Annotated in this window: 25 protein-coding genes; 3 read left to right on the forward strand and 22 right to left on the reverse strand. The window is 35.9% G+C overall.

What is annotated here, in order from left to right:
- Positions 1-10 precede the first annotated feature (10 nt).
- The 17 genes from MOF34_RS15590 to MOF34_RS15670 all read right to left on the reverse strand — a co-directional run bounded on the left by MOF34_RS15590 (position 11) and on the right by MOF34_RS15670 (position 13,919).
- Positions 11-1,483 (reverse strand): pyocin knob domain-containing protein, encoded by a 1,473-nt coding sequence (locus MOF34_RS15590; RefSeq protein ID WP_268400758.1) that lies wholly within the window; start codon positions 1,481-1,483, stop codon positions 11-13.
- Positions 1,483-1,842, reverse strand: coding sequence for a hypothetical protein (locus tag MOF34_RS15595; protein WP_268400759.1), 360 nt, complete (start codon positions 1,840-1,842; stop codon positions 1,483-1,485). The genes MOF34_RS15590 and MOF34_RS15595 overlap by 1 nt, the downstream gene beginning before the upstream one ends.
- A gap of 63 nt (positions 1,843-1,905) precedes the next feature.
- Entirely contained in the window at positions 1,906-2,133 is a 228-nt protein-coding gene (locus MOF34_RS15600) for a hypothetical protein (RefSeq protein ID WP_009967521.1), read from the reverse strand.
- Entirely contained in the window at positions 2,133-2,744 is a 612-nt protein-coding gene (locus MOF34_RS15605) for a hypothetical protein (protein ID WP_268400816.1), read from the reverse strand. The genes MOF34_RS15600 and MOF34_RS15605 overlap by 1 nt, the downstream gene beginning before the upstream one ends.
- Positions 2,745-2,761: 17 nt before the next feature.
- The gene (locus tag MOF34_RS15610) at positions 2,762-3,568 is read right to left on the reverse strand and encodes a hypothetical protein (protein ID WP_213417658.1); all 807 of its coding nucleotides are present in this window, start codon (positions 3,566-3,568) and stop codon (positions 2,762-2,764) included.
- A gap of 42 nt (positions 3,569-3,610) precedes the next feature.
- The gene (locus MOF34_RS15615) at positions 3,611-4,321 is read right to left on the reverse strand and encodes a hypothetical protein (RefSeq protein WP_160243857.1); all 711 of its coding nucleotides are present in this window, start codon (positions 4,319-4,321) and stop codon (positions 3,611-3,613) included.
- Positions 4,318-4,824 carry a hypothetical protein gene (locus MOF34_RS15620; RefSeq protein WP_268400760.1) on the reverse strand — a complete coding sequence of 169 codons (507 nt, stop codon included), beginning with the start codon at positions 4,822-4,824 and terminating at the stop codon, positions 4,318-4,320. Before MOF34_RS15620 ends, MOF34_RS15615 begins: the two co-directional genes overlap by 4 nt.
- Positions 4,821-5,471, reverse strand: a complete 651-nt coding sequence (locus tag MOF34_RS15625) for a hypothetical protein (RefSeq protein WP_268400761.1) — start codon at positions 5,469-5,471, stop codon at positions 4,821-4,823. The genes MOF34_RS15620 and MOF34_RS15625 overlap by 4 nt, the downstream gene beginning before the upstream one ends.
- Positions 5,455-5,709, reverse strand: a complete 255-nt coding sequence (locus MOF34_RS15630) for a hypothetical protein (protein WP_144460154.1) — start codon at positions 5,707-5,709, stop codon at positions 5,455-5,457. The genes MOF34_RS15625 and MOF34_RS15630 overlap by 17 nt, the downstream gene beginning before the upstream one ends.
- Positions 5,706-6,101 carry a hypothetical protein gene (locus MOF34_RS15635; protein ID WP_268400762.1) on the reverse strand — a complete coding sequence of 132 codons (396 nt, stop codon included), beginning with the start codon at positions 6,099-6,101 and terminating at the stop codon, positions 5,706-5,708. The genes MOF34_RS15630 and MOF34_RS15635 overlap by 4 nt, the downstream gene beginning before the upstream one ends.
- A 14-nt stretch (positions 6,102-6,115) precedes the next feature.
- A complete protein-coding gene (locus tag MOF34_RS15640) occupies positions 6,116-6,586 on the reverse strand; it encodes a hypothetical protein (protein ID WP_019712890.1) in 471 nt (156 codons plus the stop codon).
- Between the two features lie 35 nt (positions 6,587-6,621).
- Positions 6,622-7,638, reverse strand: a complete 1,017-nt coding sequence (locus MOF34_RS15645; protein ID WP_041337005.1) for a hypothetical protein — start codon at positions 7,636-7,638, stop codon at positions 6,622-6,624.
- Between the two features lie 38 nt (positions 7,639-7,676).
- Positions 7,677-8,213 (reverse strand): hypothetical protein, encoded by a 537-nt coding sequence (locus MOF34_RS15650; protein WP_268400765.1) that lies wholly within the window; start codon positions 8,211-8,213, stop codon positions 7,677-7,679.
- A 24-nt stretch (positions 8,214-8,237) separates the two neighbouring features.
- Positions 8,238-9,674 (reverse strand): hypothetical protein, encoded by a 1,437-nt coding sequence (locus MOF34_RS15655; RefSeq protein ID WP_268400766.1) that lies wholly within the window; start codon positions 9,672-9,674, stop codon positions 8,238-8,240.
- A 30-nt stretch (positions 9,675-9,704) separates the two neighbouring features.
- The gene (locus MOF34_RS15660) at positions 9,705-11,225 is read right to left on the reverse strand and encodes a hypothetical protein (protein WP_268400767.1); all 1,521 of its coding nucleotides are present in this window, start codon (positions 11,223-11,225) and stop codon (positions 9,705-9,707) included.
- A gap of 17 nt (positions 11,226-11,242) precedes the next feature.
- Positions 11,243-13,012 (reverse strand): terminase large subunit domain-containing protein, encoded by a 1,770-nt coding sequence (locus tag MOF34_RS15665; protein WP_268400768.1) that lies wholly within the window; start codon positions 13,010-13,012, stop codon positions 11,243-11,245.
- Complete coding sequence (locus MOF34_RS15670) at positions 12,999-13,919, reverse strand: hypothetical protein (protein WP_268400769.1); 921 nt, start codon at positions 13,917-13,919, stop codon at positions 12,999-13,001. The genes MOF34_RS15665 and MOF34_RS15670 overlap by 14 nt, the downstream gene beginning before the upstream one ends.
- A gap of 175 nt (positions 13,920-14,094) precedes the next feature.
- Here MOF34_RS15670 and MOF34_RS15675 point away from each other — a divergent pair, with 175 nt between their 5' ends.
- On the forward strand, positions 14,095-14,292 hold the full coding sequence (locus tag MOF34_RS15675) for a helix-turn-helix transcriptional regulator (protein WP_284440078.1): 198 nt from the start codon (positions 14,095-14,097) through the stop codon (positions 14,290-14,292).
- Between the two features lie 25 nt (positions 14,293-14,317).
- Positions 14,318-14,692 (forward strand): hypothetical protein, encoded by a 375-nt coding sequence (locus MOF34_RS15680; protein WP_268400771.1) that lies wholly within the window; start codon positions 14,318-14,320, stop codon positions 14,690-14,692.
- 262 nt (positions 14,693-14,954) lie between these two features.
- On the opposite strand, the gene MOF34_RS15685 is transcribed toward MOF34_RS15680, so the two are convergent.
- Complete coding sequence (locus MOF34_RS15685) at positions 14,955-16,172, reverse strand: hypothetical protein (protein WP_268400772.1); 1,218 nt, start codon at positions 16,170-16,172, stop codon at positions 14,955-14,957.
- Positions 16,173-16,188: 16 nt separating this feature from the next.
- Positions 16,189-16,380: a YonK family protein gene (locus tag MOF34_RS15690; RefSeq protein WP_010328101.1), complete on the reverse strand. Its 192-nt coding sequence runs from the start codon at positions 16,378-16,380 to the stop codon at positions 16,189-16,191.
- Positions 16,381-16,649: 269 nt separating this feature from the next.
- Here MOF34_RS15690 and MOF34_RS15695 point away from each other — a divergent pair, with 269 nt between their 5' ends.
- On the forward strand, positions 16,650-16,823 hold the full coding sequence (locus tag MOF34_RS15695) for a hypothetical protein (RefSeq protein WP_153256860.1): 174 nt from the start codon (positions 16,650-16,652) through the stop codon (positions 16,821-16,823).
- Positions 16,824-17,262: 439 nt separating this feature from the next.
- Here MOF34_RS15695 and MOF34_RS15700 read toward each other — a convergent pair whose 3' ends face one another.
- The 3 genes from MOF34_RS15700 to MOF34_RS15710 all read right to left on the reverse strand — a co-directional run bounded on the left by MOF34_RS15700 (position 17,263) and on the right by MOF34_RS15710 (position 21,760).
- Positions 17,263-17,778, reverse strand: coding sequence for a hypothetical protein (locus tag MOF34_RS15700; protein WP_061187729.1), 516 nt, complete (start codon positions 17,776-17,778; stop codon positions 17,263-17,265).
- A gap of 929 nt (positions 17,779-18,707) precedes the next feature.
- Positions 18,708-18,986, reverse strand: coding sequence for an HU-related DNA-binding protein HupN (gene hupN, locus MOF34_RS15705; protein ID WP_268400773.1), 279 nt, complete (start codon positions 18,984-18,986; stop codon positions 18,708-18,710).
- A gap of 251 nt (positions 18,987-19,237) precedes the next feature.
- Positions 19,238-21,760 carry a hypothetical protein gene (locus tag MOF34_RS15710; protein ID WP_268400774.1) on the reverse strand — a complete coding sequence of 841 codons (2,523 nt, stop codon included), beginning with the start codon at positions 21,758-21,760 and terminating at the stop codon, positions 19,238-19,240.
- Positions 21,761-21,782: the final 22 nt, after the last annotated feature.

The raw sequence follows: 21,782 nt of genomic DNA on the forward strand, positions 1-21,782 counted from the left end.
CACTCCTCCTTTAAATTGATATTGAAACATCTAACCAATAGCCAGTAACTGCATTAGAGTCAGAAGCTACCACATCGTTTATTTTCAAATCGCCATTTTCATAAATAACAAGTTTTGCATAACCTATTGTCCCACTGACTGAGATGTTAATGACGGCTCCTCCCGCCGGGACAAGGGTAGTCGGAATTGTTCCAAATATAACGCCAACAGGTACAACAACATGCCCACGGAATAACGTCAATGAACCCCACTTAGCATATATAGGTGTTCGTGTTCCTGCTTTTGCACCATTCTTCAAAGTAATGTTTTGCCATGCAGCTCCATCTGAAGTTAAACGTGTCCAAGCACTCCAAGAATTAGATGTTTTTATTCTTGTGTACACAGTCCCATCTCCATTTGCAATTGCAATCTGTGTTGCAGTAGACTCAGAGGAAGAAAGGTGTACAATCTTATAATATTTTGTATCAGGCATATCAGTTGAGTTATTAACTCCGTAAAAACCACTTGTTTGAAGGGCGTTAGGGCTACTAGTATCGAATGTCAGGCCAGTGTCGGTTGTTAATTTAACTAATTGGGAAGCATTCCACTTGTCTTTATCAGTTTTGGTTACGTGGATGTCTGTATTATTGGCATGGACATCAACCTTTGCTTGAGAGCCTTCTACTGATTCAATTTCACGCCAAGTAGTCCAGGTGTCTGTATTTGCTACTTTGTTTCTCATGAATTTTCTTCTACCAGAGTTCGTTGTGTCGCTGCTGCTATAAGACACATATTCTTGAAGTGGATAGGTGCTATAGTTGTTTACCACTAAATATCCATTATTGTTTAAGGGGGCGTTCAACGATGTTGTTGCTCCACTCATATAGTAGAGACCACTTTCCGTTATAGTGTTAAAATCTGCGCCTATAAGGTATTTGGCTTGTCCGTTGTCTTGAGTTAACTTTGCTAATTGGGCTCCATTCCACTTCATGCGTTCTTCGGTTGTTACATGCTTGTTTGTATCATTTACATGTGTAGTAAACTCAGTCTTTGATGCTTGTTCAACATTAGTGACATTCCCTAACCCTATCTGCTCTTTTGTTACTGAATGGGGATTAGATAAATTTTTAACGTGATCATCAAATTCAATTTTTGTAGCTTGCTTTTCATTTAGAACATTACTAAGTCCAATTTGAGTAGCTGTGACATTATGCGGATTTTCAATGTTTGAGGCATGTAAGTCAAACTCTATTTTTGAAGCTTGCTCCACATTTAAAACTTTATCGAGGCCGACTTGTGTTTTAGTGACCTTGTGAGGATTGTTTATATCTTCAGTGTGTGATTTAAGCTCGAAATTTTGTCTTTCCATAAACGAATTAATCTCATTAGACAATTCTTTTTCATAATCAGTCATGTGTTTTTCAGCACGGGATAGGGAATCTTTAAGATTGTTGATTTGTATATTGTTTTGTTTAAGTTGTCCTACAAATTTGCTGCTACTCATTAGCTAACTGCAATTCCTTTCACTGTAACATCTCCGCCATTAACCGAGACCAGTTCAATCATAATTTTATACAGACCAGCGATATCGATATCCCAATTCTCATTGGTATTTAGAGTACCCGTTCCTAATTGGAAGTCTGTTTTGTTCGTTGCTCCCAACTCCGTTTTTTCACCATTTTCATCAATCGAAAAGAATTTTAATTCCCTAGAAGTAGAGGAACCAGAGATCTTAACAGTAAGTTCCCGAAAATGACCCACTACAAATTCTTCACCTTCTGATGCGGTTGTTGCAGAGTCATGAAAAGTAAATGAAATTTTGTCTGGAATCGTGATTACTACATTTTCAGCCGTTTCTGTCAACAACTCCACCTCCTTAATCTGTATAAAAACTGTCTTTTATCTAGAAAAACAAGAGGGGAGGACTTATTCAAAAAGCCCATCCTCTTGTAGCTTATTCCATATACCTTCCCAAGCTGGGGTAGAAGAAGGGGATGACTGAAGCGAACTTAAAGGTTCGTATTCATTGAAGTCGCCTTCAAACCGTTGCTTGAAATCATCAACACTGATATAGGATCCATCTGATAGCAATAGGAATTTTTGTTCCAAGCCATCAAATTGTTTGAACAGACCACATACTTCATCAAATGTCATTATTCCATCCCCCAAACAACGATTTTTAACCCAGTTAGATCAACTGTACCGGCTGCTTTAACTGTCAGATGTATTTTTGGAGCAGTGAAAGTTAATTGTTTTTGTAAAGGGTAATTCTGAACAAAAGCAATGCTGTTGAATAAAACAGAATTATCATTACCTGATGTAGTTGCAGAATAAAATGGGATGTTTTTCGGTACGGAATAAATACTTGCTAAAACTTTGCTGTTTGAGCTGTCAGTTTGAGTTGTGTACATAGCAACACCGTAAGTTCTGAAAACACCAAGTGAATCGATTAAATCAACTGTATAAGACTTAGTTGCACCTGTAGCTACAGTATCAGCATCAGTAACAACAAATTCAGAATAGGATTTTTGAACTTGGGTTTTAATTGCTGCAGTGTTTTTAACCAAAACAGGGACAGAAGCCGTATTAGCTATATTTACATCAAGTGATGTATTGGCCACATTAACATTAAGAGGCTGGTCATTATTAAGACCAACCTCCAAAGGGACAGTGGAACGTTCAAGTGATACAGCTGTTATGGGATTACCTGTCCCATCATCTTTTGCAGAGGTGTATTTATCACCGTCCTGGTTTAAAAAAGCAATAATAAACGCCTCCTTAATTATTCAGTTGTTCCGCCAAGATCTGAGCTTTGAGTTGAACTAGTTCCACCAGTTCCTTCATCAGTAGTGACAACACCCTTTGTTCCATCAGCTTTACGTTTTACACGAGCAAAGTTACCGATTTTGCCGTTATTATCAGCGAGGGCTCGATAGCCAATTTCCGGAGTATATGCATTTCCTGCTTCAAACGACATGTCTGCTTCACCAGAGAAGTTTACTTTAGGGAGCTGAATATACAGATCACTGTAGATTTTTGAAGTCTTAGGATCGTATTCAATTGTGTGAATTTCAAAGTAGTAATTCTCAGAGAATTTTTCACCGTTAATTTCAACAGTCTCGGCTTCAACTTCAATTTGATAATGAATTGCTAAAACTTCACCCTTGGTTGCAAAGGTATCAGGCACAGTAACTGTTTTAGATGCAGCGTCAACTTCAATTTGATCTCCATCTTCGTTAGTTAATGAAACTTTAGACAATGGGAGATATGAAAGGGTAACCGTACTAGTATCACTAACTGTTAAGCTTTCATCTTCCCACACAGAAATTGTTTCGTTTTCAATTTTTACACCTTGTTGCATTGCCATGAAATCAAGATCAAAGAAAGCATTTCGGACATTACCCGATACTTCTTTACTTGAATTAATAACATACAGGTCTCGGTTACCCCATCCACCTTTTAAAAAGTCTTGTTGAACTTGTTGGGAAAACTGGGTCATTTGTGTAACACCTGAAGCAATAACCTTATTATCGCTCAGACGTTTAGCTGTAATTTTTCCAACTTCATGGATTACTGTTTGTTTTGCCAAATTGTTTCCTCCTAAATGAAAATAAAAAGAGACTAAAGTTAATTAGCCTCCAAATAATTGCTCGATATTTTTAGCATCTTTAGTGCTCAGGTGATAAGACTCTTCCTTGTAAAGATTAATGTGACTGCTCCAATCACTTACTTTGACATCAGGAGAGACAGTAGCAAAAAGTGTGGTTGTGTTATAATTCATTACTTCAGCCATCCTGTAGAACGACAAATATAGTTGATACATCGTCATTTCAGATATTTCTTCATATGTGTATCCGTTAAATGCAGCAACACAGCTTACTATATCCTTTAAATCACTTTGAGAATCTTGTTGCTTGAGTGATTTACTTATATCATGGAACTCCTGAAGTTCATCATTGTCAACGACCTTGTCTTCAGTGATACAATGCATGTCTAGTATTAGTTTTCGGAGACGGGGAAAATTATGTTTTCCAATCAACGATAGGGAATCATTGTTAATCAATACTTTTGAAAAAACTTTGAAATAAGCCTCGTGAAAATCAGGGAGTACCGAATGTACAATTTCATAAAGATCTCTCTTTTTCATTTCAATGATAAATGGGTCAAGCGAGCCATCCTCATTAAACCTTGAATATTCTTTAATAAGACTTTTCTTATTCATCCTCAACATGCTTAGTTCTTTGGTGTAGAGAGGATAATCTTTTAAGCGGATGAAATCAATCTCACCTATTTCAGTCTGGATCGGTTTTCCCAAGAAAAAGAAATCCTTTAACTCATTCATTTGCTTGCTCCAAAAGTAAAGATCATCTTGTAGCCCAGGTATCCGTCAGGAGGATTACTAATAAGCAACCGTCTATAATCTACTGTTACACCAAAACCAGCAATATTTTTATTGAAAAATAATTTTGAAACCCTGTCGATGATTTTCAAACTTCGATACTCAGATATCTCAAATGTATTAATGTGTGTGTATACATCGATCATCAATTCTTGATTAAACAACATAAAGCTTTGGTTTGTCGGCTTAGGCAGTGCGTTCCCTAAATAAACACACATTCTACATAAAGGTGAATTCGATAGATCATCTGTTTTAGGTGCTCGCTTGAATATGGTATTGATTATAGCGGGAGAGTCATTTGTGGAGTCATAATAATTTTCGAGTGATTGAACATCTGGATGAGAAGGGGAGAGAGGATCAGTTTTGTAATACAAGAGCCGATTCAGTTCAACATCATCCATAACTAATCGGAAGACTTTTGTCATCTGTTCAACAGTCATGCTCATGTCTTTTCACCAACTTTCTTTTTGGCAACCAATCTTATTGTTCCGTGGTCTCCATAAACTTTAGAATAGTCTATATCATCGACTTGATAATCTTCGCCAAAGAAGGTGAGAATAAGTCCAATTTTCAATTTTTTATGAACAAGATAAGGAATTGTAATGTTTGCTTGCCCATCTGGAAGATTTACCGCCAATTCAGTGCCTTTTATTGAAGTTGTCCTTTCGAATATGCAGGGGACTTCAGTTTTTTCACCAGGCACTTTTTCATAAATTGGCTTACCAGTGATTTCGTTAATTTTGCCAGTATCGATTAGCTTGTCTTCTGAAGTAAGAAAAAATGATGTTCCACATATTTTTATCTCAGCCTTTTTGTAAATCTTATTACTGAGAGGGTGGGAGGTGACGAGCCATGTTTCATCATTAAACTTAACAACTCCGCCACGATAAATGTCAGCAATTTCACCTAATATATATCTTGCAGAACCATCGCCACTAGAGTACTTAGAGGTTATCATTACTGTTTTTTCGATTCCATCAATTGTGACTTTTTCAGATTCAAACCCCTTAAGGCCTTGTTGGAAAATAAGCTTACCATCATGAAGAAGTTTATTATTAATGTTAACCTTATGGTAATTACTGTAGTCCTTCATTCGAATCACCGTCTGTTACTAAGTTATCCCTAAGTCTGCTTAATTCACCACTTACTGTTAAAATAGTGTCCCTGATTTCTGTGAGTTCAGGATCACTTAGCAGCTTTTTATTAAGGTATTTCTCCAATTTGAAGAGGACTGAATTGTTTTTCTTACACAGTTTATTGCAAACAACATCTAAGTCCTCAAGCTTTATTTGTCCATCTTTATGTGCTGATTTAACTTTAATTGTACTCATAGATAATCCACCGCAGCGTTCAATATCAAGCGCTCAATTTCGTTTTTCTGATCCATTACACTTTGTTTAAGGGAATTGATTTGTGTGCCAAAGTTTTTAATCCCCACGTCATTAGTGAATGGCTGCCACGTATTCTCAAACAATGTCTTTTTATTTAGCAAAAAGATGTATCTCAAGAAATGTGCAAGAATAAGAAGATCATCCTCCGATAATTCCCTATTTACAGTTTCTGTTGAATCATCAGCTCTTAAATTGTCTCTGAGCCTGTTATTGAAATGAAGGATTGCATTTCGAATTGATTTATAAATGTCCTCTTCTTCTTGAGGAACATCAAAATCGGACGTCTCGCAGTTGTTTAAAAAGGTTTCCCATATTTGATCATAAGATGTCATAAAAATCCCTCCTCTTAGTCAAAGAGAAGGGAAGGATCAGCGACTCCCATCCAATCAGCCAAAACTTTTAATTTGCCTGCAGCAATGTCATCGCTAAATTCTGAAGCAACGTCAATAATAAATTGCTTCTCAGAATCCACTGTGATTTTATCGAGCTTATTTTTTAGTTGAGCAATATTTCCCGATTTAATCATCTTTTCAATTTCTTCTTTGGTATGGATGTTATTTTCATAAGCCTCCGACTCAACAATAGAATCTTTAATTTCTTTGGTTGTCTCATTATCTTCAACAATAACTAATTCACCTTTATCGAAACAAACGCTGTTCATTGTGAGCCATTCAACAACTTCTTTTGGAACTTCTTTAATATCAGCCTTACCATTTTTACTACCAGCCCAAGTGTATTGTTTATGTCCACCATCGCCGGTATACCCAACAAAATAAGATGTACTTCTGTATCGTGCTAACTTAATTTTTTCAGTCAATTTTATATCCTCCTAAAAAATCCTTATATTTTGATTTAGATAGATACTGCAGCTTGTTCTTCAATAATTCCGATTGCTTCTCCAAAAAGAAGGTTAACAGAAGCATCTTGAACAATTTTCATTTTGATTCTTTCATCTTCGATGTCTTGTTCTGTCAATTGACGTAGTCCACCATACTCAACAACAGAAAATGGTTTCTGTGAAACTCCACCTGCAAACATATAACCTTTGTTGACAGGAAGTTCGACTTTACTATTTGTATCATCTGTAAATGGGTTAGTAAGGTTAACAGCAGTTGTTCTGCCGATTGTAGTTGGATTTAGGGCAGTGAGGAGTTCTCCTTTAACTTCTTCTGTTAAGAAGTTCTTAAACGTAGAGTCTGTTCCTTGTTGGAATGCAAAGTAGTCAATGAGAAGAGTGTCAGCGACGAAGATTGGTTTTCCACCATAACGTTGAAGCACCGAAGCTACTTTGTTGTATTGTTGAAGAGTAAGGTTTGAGCCTGTTTGAACATTTTTTGCAGGGATTTTACCAGCTGTAATTGCGCTTGCAGTTAATTGATGAATTTTATCGAGGTACAAGCGGACTTTAGCATCTGCAATATCATTCACCAATTTATTGAAGTAAACAATTGAATCTGTTACCAGATCTAGGGGTTCATAATAGAAACCTGTTGACATAGTTTTCGGAACAGCAGGAACTGTTTCTTGCCCTTCAACACGAACTAAATCAACACCAGAGCCTGTAGCAGACCAAATGACTTTTGCTTTATTCTTTTTTGGAATTTTAATTTCTTTAATATTACCTCGTTTTTCTTGTTGGACATTGGCCAGAAGGGAGAGGAGCTGTGTTACTTTTGGTTTCGCAATTTCATCAGCTTGTTCAACGACAAGGTTATTAAATTGATGGAGCATGGAAGGGTCAGGTGTAGTACCGCCATCACCAAACACTTTCTTAATGTAAGTTTGGATATCAGCTTGGTCTGTACCGTCCATTTTGTTATTTAATACACGGCTAAACAAGCCTTTGATTTTCACAGTATCTAATTTCATTTAAAATACTCCTTTTATTGAAATTTATTTGTTATGTATTAGGCCTCGATTACTTCAAGGCGAACAAGTTTTTGTCCCATTGTGTAAACAAGGTCATCTTCATTATTTACAACGAGGAACTTAGCAGAAGAATCAGTATAATCCTCATGAGGAGAAGCAGGATCACTAAGAATATACTTTTGAGTAGCAATATCAAAGTGAGCTACTTGACCTTGTTTAACCTCAGTCACTCCTGTATTAAATGAAAATGCAGAAACATCAAAACGGGTATAAGCTGGCTCAAGGATAACAATTCGAGCATGCTCTCCTACACCGTTATAAAAATCTCTCATTGATTCACCAAGATAGCGTGCTTCAGGAGATGCAATTAAATATGATTTTTTTGTTTTATCTGATAACTTCGAAGCTGTACGGTTTCCCTCAGCATCAAATCCAAGTTCAACAAGCATAAAGTTGTCAATATCTGATCCAGTTACTTTTGCACCGTGAGCAACTGTTTTAATTTTTAAAGAATTCAAGTTTCCAGTAGTATGATTCCCTACTTCAGTAAGGGCTTTTTGTAATCTTGTAGCCATATTTTATTCCTCCGATTTTAAAATTTATTGTGAAAAGCGTGATTCAAAAGAGTCATCATTAGGGATTAAATTTTCCCGTTTGCTAGAAAATTCTCTAATGGTTGTATTAGTTTCAGCAGGAACACTAACTAAATCAACTAACATTGTGTTAAGTTGTAATACAGCTTTTTCTCCTTCTTCACCTTGTTTAATGGAAGCATGGATAAGGTTTTGTACTTCTTCTGTACTGAATTTTTCCTCAGCATTTAAAGCTTCAAATTTCGCTTTATAGAATTCATTTTTCTCACTTAGTTTTTGCTCTAATAAAGTTTTCTCGTGTTTTTCTTTATAAGGCTTCAATTGTTCCACTTCAGAATTTAATTGCACAAGCTTTTCACTGGCAGTGTTGAATTGCTGTTCAATATCTGCCTTATTCTTATAGATTTGATTTACTTGTTTCGTTAAATCTTTAATCTGTTCATCTTTCTGGTTAAGTTGAATTTGAATAGGTTCTGGAACAACTTCCTCCCAGTTACGCGTCATGAATACCTCGGTTTTACTGTCAAAATCAATTGAAACAATATCTCCTGTTCTTGTGTAATTGAACTTAAAGTATTTGTCATAGCTATTTTCATCTGACCAGCTATACACGTTTACGATGAAATACGTATCATATACATCTGCAATAAATGAATCTGATTCTTTATCAAGGGTTGGATCTAATTGGCTATATAGAAGTGTCCGAACGTCAGAGTGAGACAATTCAAACACTTTTCTAAACTTATTCATTTTTTCACCTTCCTCATTATTTTGTCTTGTAGCTGCTTGAGCCACTAATCTTTCAAATCGTTGGAGTTCATTAAAGCTTAGAAGTTTGGAAGAATCATAGGCGGGGAGGACAATGTCATGCTCTCCACGTTTCTCTGAATTTAAAATTGCATGACCTTCGAAATAGATGGGGGACTGTAGGTGTTCAATGCCATCTTGCACAGTGTAATTTGAATAAAGGATTTCACAACTTGTATTAATGTTGATGCCTCTACCATACCATTCAAGTAAAAGTTCACATGCATCTTTAAATCGAGAGCTCCAAAGTATTGCATCTGCTGCCAATACTTCTTTTTTACCATCTGGGGTTTCAATTTCAGTTATGTATCCCTCGGATGTAAAGACACCGATTGGGGCAGTATCTCTTTTTACTTCAAGTTCTCCGTGCTTGTCTGTGTCTAGATAAGCTTCATGAGTTCCCAATGCATCTGTAGAAGTATTTAATTCATCAACCTCGTAATATTTTGCAACAATCGGTTTATTAATAATTGTTGAAGCAGCTTCAAGAGCAACATCCTTAGAAATTACTGCGTTATTGTGAGAGACATCGAAATCAAAAATGACAAAGCTACATGACAACTTTGTTGGGTCATCTGATGTTTTAATCTCATTCAATTGAAGTTGGCATAGTTTTTTCTTTTGCTTCTTTGTCAAATAATTTCACCTCCCTTCAAAAGTGAAGTTTTAAATAGGATTGTCATTACCGTTGGATGTAGCTGACTTCACTGTGTTGTCGTTGTTTTTATTTCCTTCATTTGGGCGACCTGCTTCATTCCCAGTGAAGGTATATGAAGTTTGATAAGGTCTAATTTTTTCTTGGAGTTTCAGCTCTTCAGTTTCATATAGAGTTTGTTCAAGGTAACTTTCCCAAGACACTCCTGCTAAATTATCAACTACGTGCTTAATAGACCAACCTTTATCGTTTAATTTAATTAAGATGTCCATTTTTTCTTTAAGAGTGAGCGGCTTGTCTTTATCGTAATTCATATAGTAATTGTCTTTTTGGGCAGCAGGCAAAACAAGGTTGAATAACTTTTGATAAACCTCTTGTTCAATATCCTCCATTAAAACGCCAATACGCTTATAAAATGTATCCAAGTTTAATGACGAAGTTGCATAGTTACCTCCATCACCATTTAAAAGGGAGCCGGATAATCCGTAAGCAGATTGAATGTCGCTGTTGATATGATCAAATTTTGCTCCATCCAATCCATCTGCTTTAACATCTGGAAAATTGATATCAGCAAAGTCAGGGATTGATACTACAGTTACTCCATCTTTTTGGTTTTTTTCCAAAGCTGTTTTAACGCCACCATGAATTTTTTGTTTAACTGCTTTAGGCAGCTTCATGTTTGTGTATTCGCCATTACCTTTATCTGTTCCAATCGTTAGAACTGCAACAGCGTTAATGATTTTATTTGCGATGGATCTTTCAACATCCTTAAGCTTCTTTTTATGAAGAACATCATATAGGCCTGGGGTAACCCAAGATGTTCCCAATCCTTGATTTCTTTTTAGAGTTCCTGTGCGTAGTGGAAAAGTTCTTTCTTGTGGCAGTTCCTTATATCGATATTTCTCTCGATCTTTAATGAAGTTTTCATAATCGCTCTGTTTAATATAAGGGGAGAGGCTTTTTAACAATTCATTTCTGTGATCATCTTTATACTTAGTGAACATCTCCATGTCAACTACACATACCCAGTCTCCATTTCTTCTAAAGGAGGGGAATACATATTTAATCTCATCAAAAATAAACGGATAGGGGCTCTTAGCATCCCCAAGCCATATACCAACAAGAGTGCCAGCTGTAGCTACCTGTTTTAACAGATCCCTAGTAAGTCTTTTATGTTTGACCTTATGTAAGGATTTATTCAAAAGAGAAATGTGCTTATCTGAAGACTTAACTTTATTAAAGGAGTCAATTTTATAGTTGAGGGTAGGGAGGGCTTCAATCAATTCAAACAATTGGTGAATCTCTGCAGTCGAAATGTAAAAATACTCAGCAAGATCTTCAATTTCTTTTTGAAATTTATCGGGGTTAGAAAAATAATTCTTTAATTGTTCGGTTTCAATTTCTGTAACAATGCCATTGGAAAACATATTTGAGATAAAGCCGGAAGCAAATGTAGAAGTATAAGTTGAATAGTCATTCAGCATTTGCTTATACTCTTCAGACTCAATGTCAACTTTATTTAAGGTTACCATGTTTCACCTCATTTCTTTTAAAAATAGACTAGTTCATCTTCAACGTCATATTCAGTTTGTTTGTTTAACTGTCTTTCTAATACAGTAGCAATATAGTTGCCATAAGCCACTGAGCTATATCTGTCTTTTCGTTTACTCTTTGGCTCTTTAAGCTTAACTTGTCCGTTATCGCTATATTCAGCTTCCAAGTTGATCATTTCATTTATCAGAAGGGTAATCTGAGCATAGCTTGAAAGGAATTTTCCTTTAATTTCAGGAGATAGCCCTTCATAGCCTTTAAATCTTTTCAGATATTCTTTTCCTTCATTTTCGTTGATAGGAATTTTGATTTTCCCTCGTTTGAATCCATCTTTGAGTAATACAGCAATTTCGCTGTTCAATTGTGCATTGCCTTTAATGCTATAAATTACTTTTTCAGCATTTTGATAAGTACAACGCTCAGCCATTCTTTCATCGTTAATACATGAAAATGGCTCATATTCTTTTGCACGTTCTTTATCATATAGAGGCTGGCATAATGCATCATACACACCTAGTCCGATACTCTGAGTATCCAATACAATATAATCACAATCATAATCTTCGTATATTTGTCGAATTCTTGTTGCTTGAGTTCCTGTGTGACCGCCTACGATGCTCTCCATGTATACAATATGACGATCATATCCATTGGAGTTTGGGATCAGTCTGAATACAGTGTAAACACTGGCGTCATTATCCTTACCCGCCATTCCAGCGATATCGTTGCTTACCAGCCTAATTTCTCCTGGTTTCTTGCCTTCATATTTGAATTTAGAATCCTTGATCAGACTGTAATATTCAGGAGGGAAGAGGGGAGAAGCGAGCTTGCGGTTCTTTTCAATGTCTTCAAATTTAAAATAAGCTTTTTCAGATTCACCAAACCAGAGAGCTTCCATTTCCATGGACCAACCAATAGGATCGAAGTCTTCTTCGGCCATTTCATCTCTAACTTGATCTTTATCCAAAAGGCCTTCTTTAATTGCGATCTGATAAGGGAGACCACACACAAAGTATTTTGATCCTTTCATCATGGCATTGTAGTAAGTTATGAATCTGTTAAATGACCAATGAACCTTATACCAGCAGGATGACAAGTAAATTTCTTTGTTTCGTTCTTTTAGATGAGCGTATTCTTCTTTTTCGAGATATTTAGGAGAACGGGGAGCTGTCAGGAATTTTCGAAGTACTTTACTGATGATTTCAAAATCAACCATTCTGAATTCATCTACAATAAGGAGGTTTGCACGTTTGGAGCGGGCGCCATCATTCGAGGCTACGATTTTAATCCAACTACCATTATGAAACTCCACTTTAGCATCATTTGTTGAGGTTTTTAAATCTTCAATTTCTCGCCTTAAATTAGGTGATTCTTTGCGTAAGTCATCAATTTTCTCTATGACTTCACGAGCTTGTCCCTTTGTGCCCGATGCGATAACTATTTTAGTACCTGGGAAAAGTATGGCTTGCACACAGCAGTATACAGATGTTAACCAAGTTTTACCCTGACCACGACTGGCCAGGTACATTAAATAATGGTTATGTACCATCATGTAAATTAAAATACATTGAAACAATTTAAGTGTAATACCCAAGTATTCTTTTACAAAACGATGTGGGTTTGCTCTATAGAACGAAGTCCATGCACCGATACCATCCATTAATCGTTCAGATTTTGATTTCTTTTTAAAGTTGTTTCCCTTTTTAAAGATATTGATTCCTCGGCTGTGCTTGTTGCGATCTGTTGTAAAATTTTTATGTGAGGTCATTTTCTCGATCCTCTTCTTCTGCAACAGGTTCTTCAACAGTGTGCTTATTCATTTCTTCCCAGTATTCCTCTGAATATTGATTCTTCAAACCAAGCATTCGGGATAGATGTCCAAGGAAAAATACCTTAATGTATTTCCCGATTTTATCAGGATCTTTCCACCTAGGCTCTGGTTCAGGAATAGGTCTCTCATTCTCATATTTTTTGATCAGAGTGCCAAAAGACTCTTGTTCAACTCCACTTGCTCCAGTTTCTTGAACTGGTTTTAAATTACTTGATCCAAGTAAATCTTGAAGAGTTTTTTGCTGCTGATCGACTTTTTCACCATTTTCACGCCGTTTACGGATATCTAGCCGAGTCAAACATATTTCATTTATAAGAAGTTCCATTCCTTTAGAATCACATTCATACCTATTTGTGAAGTCAATGTACTCATTCTGAAGCCAAATGTAATCCTCAACATCAAGACCACGACCCCAAAATTGCATTAATTCATCTATGTCTTCCTTAGATATATCTTCTGTAGTTTTAGCTAGTAACAGTTGTGTTGTGTATTCTTGTTCTTCTTCAAAGTCAAATTCACTGTCTGCCCAAGTTTTTGACTTGTAATCTTTCATTCCGATATTTTTCATATACGTACCTAACACATTTCCAGCTGATTTTTTCTTGGACTCTGATTCATTAACAGCGGAAACCCATAAGTCGTAAACAAATGGACGATCAATCATTCTCAAGATGTTTTGCACATTCTTTAAGTTATCTTTGTCTTTTTGGAATTCATTTTGGAGACAGCTTTTACATACTGACAGCTTGCCGGTTGCAGAATTGAAAGGAGATTCCGAGATATAATATTGATTGGCATTTTGTTCTTTGCCGCAGCATGAGCATTTTATTTTTTCTGCAGACATATTTCACCTCCATAAAGTTGATGTAAACACATTTTATGAAACGCCCAGTAATAGAGCGGAAGGGGAGTACCACAATCATCGCTGGGCGTTCTAAAAAGGTGCTTGTCTATAATGTAAAGTAAACTTTACGTTGAGGGAGCTTTACGTTACAATTAAATTATAAGGGGGAATGCTTTTGAAAAATCGGGTAATGGAATTCAGAAAAAAATATGGATATTCCCAAGATAAACTTGCGGAATTGCTAAATGTAAGCAGACAAACAATTATTTCAATTGAGAAAGGTAAATACAACCCCTCGTTACCCTTGGCATTACGTATTGCAAAGATATTCAATACAATTGTTGAGCAAATTTTTCTGCTGGAAGAGGACTGATCATTTTTTATATAGGGGGATAATCATGACTTCTCAAAGGAACTTTTATTTGCTTGGAGTTTTGTTCTTGATGCTATTAGGCGTAATCGCTTTTTTTAGAATAGCGACGAACTCTTTATCGTATTTAGAAATATTAATGTACGGAACTGCAGCATTTATATGCTTTGCAAGAGGGTACATCTATCCTCAGTTCAAACACAATGATGAAAGAGTAAAATTTATAAAGCAAAAAGGAATGAAATTTTCATTCAATGCTCTGCTTATTTATCTGGTTGTAATTTTGTACGGCACTTACTTGAATGTTATAACATTATCAGTGTTTGAAGTAGTCAGCACCTTAATAGCACTTACTCTCATTACACTTTTTTCCTCATGGGTCATCTTAGTAAAGAAATATTAATCAAAAAGAGGGGATAATCACCCTCTTTTTGATTAATATCTGGATAAAATTAAAGTTTTAAACAAAGTTTATAGGAGCCTACATCGAGGCTCCCTTAGTTGAAAAAATAATGTCCTAACACTTCGATTAGGCTCAGTTGTAGGAATTAACCAGCAATAATTATGAAAAGCTCCGTTTTAAACTCATCTGAGAAATTAACCCAATGACCACTTAATTTGTTAATAAAACTTTTTGTCTTCATTTAGTTTTACTCCCTATTAAATTAATTCAATATGTAATCATACTGAATTGTACGACCTTTACCAGACTCATAAATTGATAGGTTTGCTCCAGCTTTGGCACCTGTCATTAAGCTGTCACTGTATTCATCGGAACCCATTACAGAAGGGAGTTGTATAACTTGGATATTATGAGTGGCTGCTTCACCTACAGTGAGCATGTTTCCGTGGTGGAAGTGGGAGATGTACATGTAATCGTAGAATTTTCGTTTCATCTGTGAGATGTCACGAATGGCATTCTTCTTGTTTTTAATCTGGTGTCCGTGACATGCGACAATTACAAATTCAAGTAATTTAAAATCCACAATTCCTTCGTCGTATAAAGGAACTTCAATTCGCTCATTGTCTTTGAGTACGTCATGGATATAAGTAGCTATAATACGCTCTACATCTTCCTTAGGCATTTCCGAGCGATTTGTATTATGTAATCTTAGTTCAGTATGATTTGCAGAAGGGATATGTATGTACTTAATTTTGACGTACTTAGAAAGTTCTAGCAGCCATTCAGCTTTGTACCTAGAATATTTAATTACCTGGTCAATAAAACCGTACTGAAGGGCAGTTAATTGCGATACGCGCAATGCCATACCTTCAACACTATCAGCACCATTTAACACGACCATCTCATCTAAATTTTCTTTGTGAATGTACTCAACAGTTTCAGAAAGAATTTGATTCATACGCTGCAGATATATCTGTTCGTTGTATTCATTGTTGTTGCTTTTAAATTGCTTCCCGAAATGTTCATCTCCAAATCCTAGAACTGCAGCTCTTTTTCTTTCGCTTCTTTTCAATGGATAGAAGGAAGGGGGAGCGAGAGTGCCTATTTTCTCAATTGCTTCAGTTACATTTTCATATAGAAGCTCTGTTCGTCCTTTGACACGTGTGCTTTTATGTATTTCATGCTTTACAGCTTGAAGCTTCTTTCTCTCTTCCATGATTTCAACCTTTTTCATTTCCAGTTTAAGGAGAGAAGAGTTTGATTCAGCTGACTTTTCTTTTTGGTATTCAACCCCCTCAATGAAGTTGTTGAACCATTTTCTATAAGCTGATTCACCTTTAGATTCGCCGGTTTCTTTGTTTATTAACTCTTTGATTTCTTCCCAGTTTAGATTATAAATGTCTTTATTAGAGCAGATTCTTATTTTCCATTCTTTAAGGTTTTCATCTGAGTGACGCTTAGTTTGAATAGGATCGATCATTCAGTCAATCATCTCCTTACTCAACGTCTTTAACAGGAAGTTCATTTTCTTCTTTTACAGTAATTGAAACATTCTTTCCATTAAACTCTGAGAGAATTTCTTTGAAGTCATATGTGTATTCAGCTTCTTTAGTTTGTTCAGTAACTTCCATTACGTCCATATCGAAAAAGCCTTTAACATTAATTTGATGTACTTTTTTGCTTGCCATTTAAATTCCTCCAATAGTTTTCTATTTACATACAATAAACTCCTTCGGAAGCCCGATGATCCGAAGCATCGGTAACGTCCGAGAAGGGGATATAAAGGAGATGAAGGATAAGTCGGATAGGCGTTGGGGAAACGCCCGAAGGAGATTATTGAAAACTTGCGTACATATGTATTACAGACCTATTTGAGTTATCAAGAACTGCTCCGTGTGCTAAATAATCCACAATAGGTATAATGAACTGTAGATGAATTTGAAAAAGGAGTGTTTTTTTGATAGACAAAGTTTTGAATGCCTTTATTATAATAGGTGTTTTGTTGATAGTTGGAGCGGTTACTGTTTTTAAAGATTTTGAATATCACCAATATCTTCGTTTTGGTGGGGCAGCATTGATAGCTTTTGGCTATATGTTTGGTTATGACAAAGTAAAAGCTAAAAAAGAGTAAATGACTTTTAAATTCTATTGTTCCAGTTATTTTCTTCCCCCTCTCACCTACATCAGTAACTCACGTAGGAACGCAAGCCTTCGGATCGACAGAGAAATCTGAAAATAACAAAAGACGTCATAATGACGTCTTCAGGAACTCCTTGTACAGCTTGGCACATGAGTTAAATTATTGGAACAACAGAGAACAGAGTATATTTTTGATTAAAATATCACTAATAAAGGTTTGCGTCCGTAAACTCGTAAATCTCGTAATTCGTAAGCTGTAAAACGTAATCCGTCTCCAACCTAGGAAATAAATGAGTTTTGGTATTACAGTTTAGATACGCTCTAAACTAAAGCGGCTTTCTACTTCTCTGTTGTCCAAGCTGGGCAGTTTTACACCCAGCTATCAAGATAAAAGTGATTTTACCCTCATAGCTAAGTTAAAACCTTAGCTTTTATAGATACTTATCTGCAGCTTCAAACTCAATTTCATAATTATGATTAGCTTTTTCAATAGAGTTTGAAAGACGATTAGCCATTCTTTCTAACTTTAATCCTTTAGTTTGCATCTTATCAGGATCAAACAAGGCTTCACGATAACTAATAACATCAGAATAAGAATTTACTCGTTCAGTTTTCTGAGAACGACCGTAACTTTTGAGTTTATTCGCTTCACCTCTAAGTTGCTGTGCTAATTCAAGCGCTTCTGTGATCGATAATTCCTTTTCATCCCACAAAACTTTTGCATCCAGGTTGGCTTTAGCGATTAGTACTACCAATTCACGATAATCTTTTTTAGTCGATTCTAGCTCAGCTGTGATTTGGTCTACAGTTTTTGTTGGTTTTGTATATTTTTCATCCTTATCATGTTCAACATATGCAACACTATCTCGTTCCTGTAAAAGTTCCTGAATACGTTTTGAGATTGCATTTCTTAAAGGTAAAGCTTCAAATAAAGCGATTTTTGACATTTATTATCTTCTCCTTTAGACATACATCTTTTATATTCTAATAGATTCTTAAATAAATTGCCAATAAAACAAATTTTATCCTTAGTTATAATCAAAACAATCGAAAAGGTAAGACCCATATAACCCTCTTCAGAGACATTCCTGTCTTTTCTTGTCAGGTCACACACCTTATCTACATACAATGCGTGTAGATCGCCAGTCTCTTATTTTGCACAGTTTTCTCTGACCCGTGTAAGGAGGTATGTGCATGGGAAAGATAAGTCTCCATTCAGAATGAAGGAGAAGTAGTGAATAAATAGCGAATATGTTGCTAAGTGAAATTTAAGGTAAGGAAGACGCATCTGCCATACCTAAGTGTAAGCCGAAGCAGTACACCGCAATTAATATTCAGACTTCATGTCACCCATAGTAAGACTGTGATGGGATTCACCCTACATAAACAGCTTGAGTAGCCTAGGTCTTACCGACATGTTTAGCCCGATAATAGTCATTTACCTGTCTCCTTTAGATACAGACATCCGAGTTAACCTCGCACCCTCATAAATGACTATTATCCGACTAACTGCAATGACCAACCGCAGTTTGTGTCAGAATGATACAGAAAATAGGGGAGTAGATATTGTTTAATCAAGAAAAGCTAGTCCACACACAGGAGAGGAATCTCCACTAATGTTCATTCAAATTAGTCTGTGCCTCCATAAATGAACATTAGTGGAGAACTGATATCCCATATATCAGTAATCAACTTGTTAATTGACAACACCCCCATGTTGGCAATTAACAACTCTAATTAATTAACCCGGAGATGAAGATGAAAAGAGGGGAGGTCGACAATTCCCTCCATAATTTCTAACTCTGCCACTTTTAGGAGCATAAGCTCTTTGTGACGAAGCGTGCAGGAGGCCTTTCCTGTCGTCCTCATTAACTGATTATTTAGCTTTGACTGCGTCTTTAAGTGCTTTTGCCGGCTTAAATGCAGGTGCTTTTGTAGCCGGAATATCAATTTCCTCTCCTGTCTGGGGATTTCTCCCTTTGCGAGCTGCACGTTCACGAACTTCAAATGTTCCGAAACCAGGAATACTTACTTTTTCTCCACTTTTTAATGCCTCTAAAATAGTGTCAAAGACTTTTTCGACACTGGGAGCTCCTTCTTTTTTAGATACCCCTTGTTTTTCTGCCACTTTAGCGATTAGTTCTGTTTTATTCATAATCAATTTCCTCCTAAGTGAATTTAAATTTATTCTAAATGAACAATAAAGATTGTCTTTTATATAGACGGGGGGAAACGTACTAGCCCTTTTATGTGGAAATTAGCTTTCTGTCTCCCTTATGACGATTATCACCAAAAGTGCTCTCAACCCAGTAGCACCAAGGGATAAAGGCACTTTTTTGTTGAAGTTTTTCCGGTGAAATCGCTGTACCCCTTGGGGGAGTAAGGCTCAAAGCACTTTTATTACCGTTACACCTTTTGACTTCTAAACCTACTGACTCGTTCTTTTGTTTTTTGTTTATTCCTTTTAACTGTACATTTTCCACAGAAAAGTTTCTTACTTGTTTTAGCCCTAAATAGCGTTTTACAATCTCCACAAATTCTTAATGTTTTCAGGTTGTGTATTAGACTGTTCAATATACAAGCACCGAAACATTCCCACAAAGTCGATTTGAACTTACTCTTCTTTTTATATAGATACTTAACTAAAACATCAGTAACATATTGCTTATCATTATGGCTTTTCAACAATCTGTCTTTAATGATCTTATAGACATAATGTTTTTGCCCAGGCTTAATGTCTTCATCATTCATAAGCCATTTCTTGTTCTGGTCTAATCGTTTGTATTCACTAATAATTGTCTCGTCCAACTTAATCTCCTTGTTCTTGAGCAGGAAACGATAATCGAACTTTCCTGCAACAGCTACGAAATTAATTCGGTCAGAAGGGATAATGGAGTCTAACTTATTTACTGTGCTCTCATTAAGTAACTCAACGCTATGTTCTTCTTTATCCTTTGCATAGATGAAGAAGTAGGGGACTTTATTTTTTATGTAATCTTTGATTTTTTCATCAACATGATCAGGACGGGTAGGCATGAATAAGGTTTTTGCAAAATCGATAGTAAAGTTATTTTCCATACATAGCCATTTGATCACGTCCAGATTTATATTGTCGCTGTTCCATATCTTAGTAATATTGTTACTGTACTCCCCGATATTGATCCCATAAGCAAGAGTTAGTGCTTCATAGATGTTTCTGCTATTAATCTCTTGTTTCTGGGCTACAGACATTTCATAATACAAAGGAACGATGTTCTCCATATTACGCTTGGCAATATTGACGATTAGCTCATCAGAAATAATTAAGGCCTTATCCCCGTCGTTATCAAACTGCAGCAGTTTCGATATCGGATCATGAATGCTGGTATAAACACCTGGCGTAATGAACCACTTTTCATATTCCTCATCTTTTTTGTTCCACCTAACACCATGCTCTCTGAATAGATGAGGGGAGCGGAGGATATCAATGTGTCCTTCATCATATAAAGAACAATAAACATTGCTGCCGGTAAGAAGTCCTTTTGGATTCTCAATTCCAAGAAACAGTCTTTCACAAAAAGCATATAGATCTGGGCACAAATACGTATAACGAGCGTCACTGACAAGTAATTTTCCTGATTTGGCGTCCTTAATCATACTCCTCTTCTTATTCTTAATGATTTCTTTGGTGTGATCATCATTTAGCAGCTCAGGATATATTAGTAGAGCTTCTTGAAGGCTTGTCTTATTTTTATTTTTCTCGGTAGCCCCCAAAACTTTCATCATTGTTTCTTTATCAGTGCCTAATTGAGTAATCTCACTAACAGTCTTTGAGCTGATTTGTTTCAATTCCTCATCTGTGATATCAGTGAGTGTTTGTAGCATCTGGTAAGTCAGTTTTCCCTCAACAGATGGATCTTCTTCATTTAATTTAGCTCCTAAACATCCATACTTTTTAAATTTAGAGCGATAATCATCCCAAGAATTATAGTACTTCCACATCTTAAACTGGCTTTTCGTAAAAATTATTTGGATATCATCTTTAATAATGTCCCATTCTTTACCGTAGACGTCCTTAACTATAAATGAACTGTGTTTTTCAGCAAACTTTCTAAAATCAAATGGAACTAGGAGACCCTTAACCCAAGGTAATCTGACCATAAAGCTTTTCTGGCTCAAACTGGGAAGCATCATTCCGCAACCATCTGTATGTTCTATAGGAATATCCATAACTTTACGAGTGATTTCATATGTATCACGGTCAATATAATCAACCAGGCTGGAAACGTTTGTTTCTAAGTCATTTACGACAATTGCTTTATCAATATCAATTTCCCATGGACTGCTGGCGCTATTCGATAAGGCCATGTAGCTATTCCATTTGTTTATGCTGCTTCCACCTTGAGCATTGATATGCTCCACACTAAGACCACAAGTTAAAGCATTTTGATACTTATCTAAGGTGCTTTGCTTGATAAAACAAGACTTTTTGGTTCGTATTTGACCGGCACTGCTAGTGAAATAAACGTATTTCTCATTGTTATGTATGAATCCTTTATCTATAATGTCCCTTAAAATTTGAAAATGATAAGTTTGGACGACAATAATCTCTTCAGAGAGTGTGTTTTCTTTGATTCCCAATGCCCGTGTTAAGACTGAATCAAATAATGCAATCACATTATTATCTTTCAGGGAATCTGTTCTAAGGGTTCTTATTTGATTATGATTGTTAAAGGCGTTATAAAGATTTTCTTTTAAGGAAATAATCCTTTGCGTTATGTACTTCTTATGTTTTTTATCAATATTTTCGAGTTTTTTAAGATGATCTCTGTACCTAATGGATTTTAAAATCTTGTTATGTAATTTGTTTTCTTGATCATTATAAAAAGCAGAAGTATCAATACTGTAAATATGTACTTGCTTATTTAGACCGTCTTTTTTTCCTTTCAATAAATTCTCCCCTTGTAAATTA

It is taken from the genome of Bacillus sp. T17B1 (genome assembly GCF_026796395.1).
Lineage (GTDB): Bacteria > Bacillota > Bacilli > Bacillales > Bacillaceae > Bacillus > Bacillus spizizenii_A.

Bases quoted from the DNA above. Each gene is read 5' to 3' on its own strand.
- MOF34_RS15590 (WP_268400758.1), bottom strand. From the start codon at position 1,483: ATGAGTAGCAGCAAATTTGTAGGACAACTTAAACAAAACAATATACAA.
- MOF34_RS15600 (WP_009967521.1), bottom strand. From the start codon at position 2,133: ATGACATTTGATGAAGTATGTGGTCTGTTCAAACAATTTGATGGCTTG.
- MOF34_RS15615 (WP_160243857.1), bottom strand. From the start codon at position 4,321: ATGAATGAGTTAAAGGATTTCTTTTTCTTGGGAAAACCGATCCAGACT.
- MOF34_RS15620 (WP_268400760.1), bottom strand. From the start codon at position 4,824: ATGAGCATGACTGTTGAACAGATGACAAAAGTCTTCCGATTAGTTATG.
- MOF34_RS15625 (WP_268400761.1), bottom strand. From the start codon at position 5,471: ATGAAGGACTACAGTAATTACCATAAGGTTAACATTAATAATAAACTT.
- MOF34_RS15630 (WP_144460154.1), bottom strand. From the start codon at position 5,709: ATGAGTACAATTAAAGTTAAATCAGCACATAAAGATGGACAAATAAAG.
- MOF34_RS15635 (WP_268400762.1), bottom strand. From the start codon at position 6,101: ATGACATCTTATGATCAAATATGGGAAACCTTTTTAAACAACTGCGAG.
- MOF34_RS15645 (WP_041337005.1), bottom strand. From the start codon at position 7,638: ATGAAATTAGATACTGTGAAAATCAAAGGCTTGTTTAGCCGTGTATTA.
- MOF34_RS15650 (WP_268400765.1), bottom strand. From the start codon at position 8,213: ATGGCTACAAGATTACAAAAAGCCCTTACTGAAGTAGGGAATCATACT.
- MOF34_RS15660 (WP_268400767.1), bottom strand. From the start codon at position 11,225: ATGGTAACCTTAAATAAAGTTGACATTGAGTCTGAAGAGTATAAGCAA.
- MOF34_RS15665 (WP_268400768.1), bottom strand. From the start codon at position 13,012: ATGACCTCACATAAAAATTTTACAACAGATCGCAACAAGCACAGCCGA.
- MOF34_RS15670 (WP_268400769.1), bottom strand. From the start codon at position 13,919: ATGTCTGCAGAAAAAATAAAATGCTCATGCTGCGGCAAAGAACAAAAT.
- MOF34_RS15680 (WP_268400771.1), top strand. From the start codon at position 14,318: ATGACTTCTCAAAGGAACTTTTATTTGCTTGGAGTTTTGTTCTTGATG.
- MOF34_RS15685 (WP_268400772.1), bottom strand. From the start codon at position 16,172: ATGATCGATCCTATTCAAACTAAGCGTCACTCAGATGAAAACCTTAAA.
- MOF34_RS15690 (WP_010328101.1), bottom strand. From the start codon at position 16,380: ATGGCAAGCAAAAAAGTACATCAAATTAATGTTAAAGGCTTTTTCGAT.
- MOF34_RS15700 (WP_061187729.1), bottom strand. From the start codon at position 17,778: ATGTCAAAAATCGCTTTATTTGAAGCTTTACCTTTAAGAAATGCAATC.
- hupN (WP_268400773.1), bottom strand. From the start codon at position 18,986: ATGAATAAAACAGAACTAATCGCTAAAGTGGCAGAAAAACAAGGGGTA.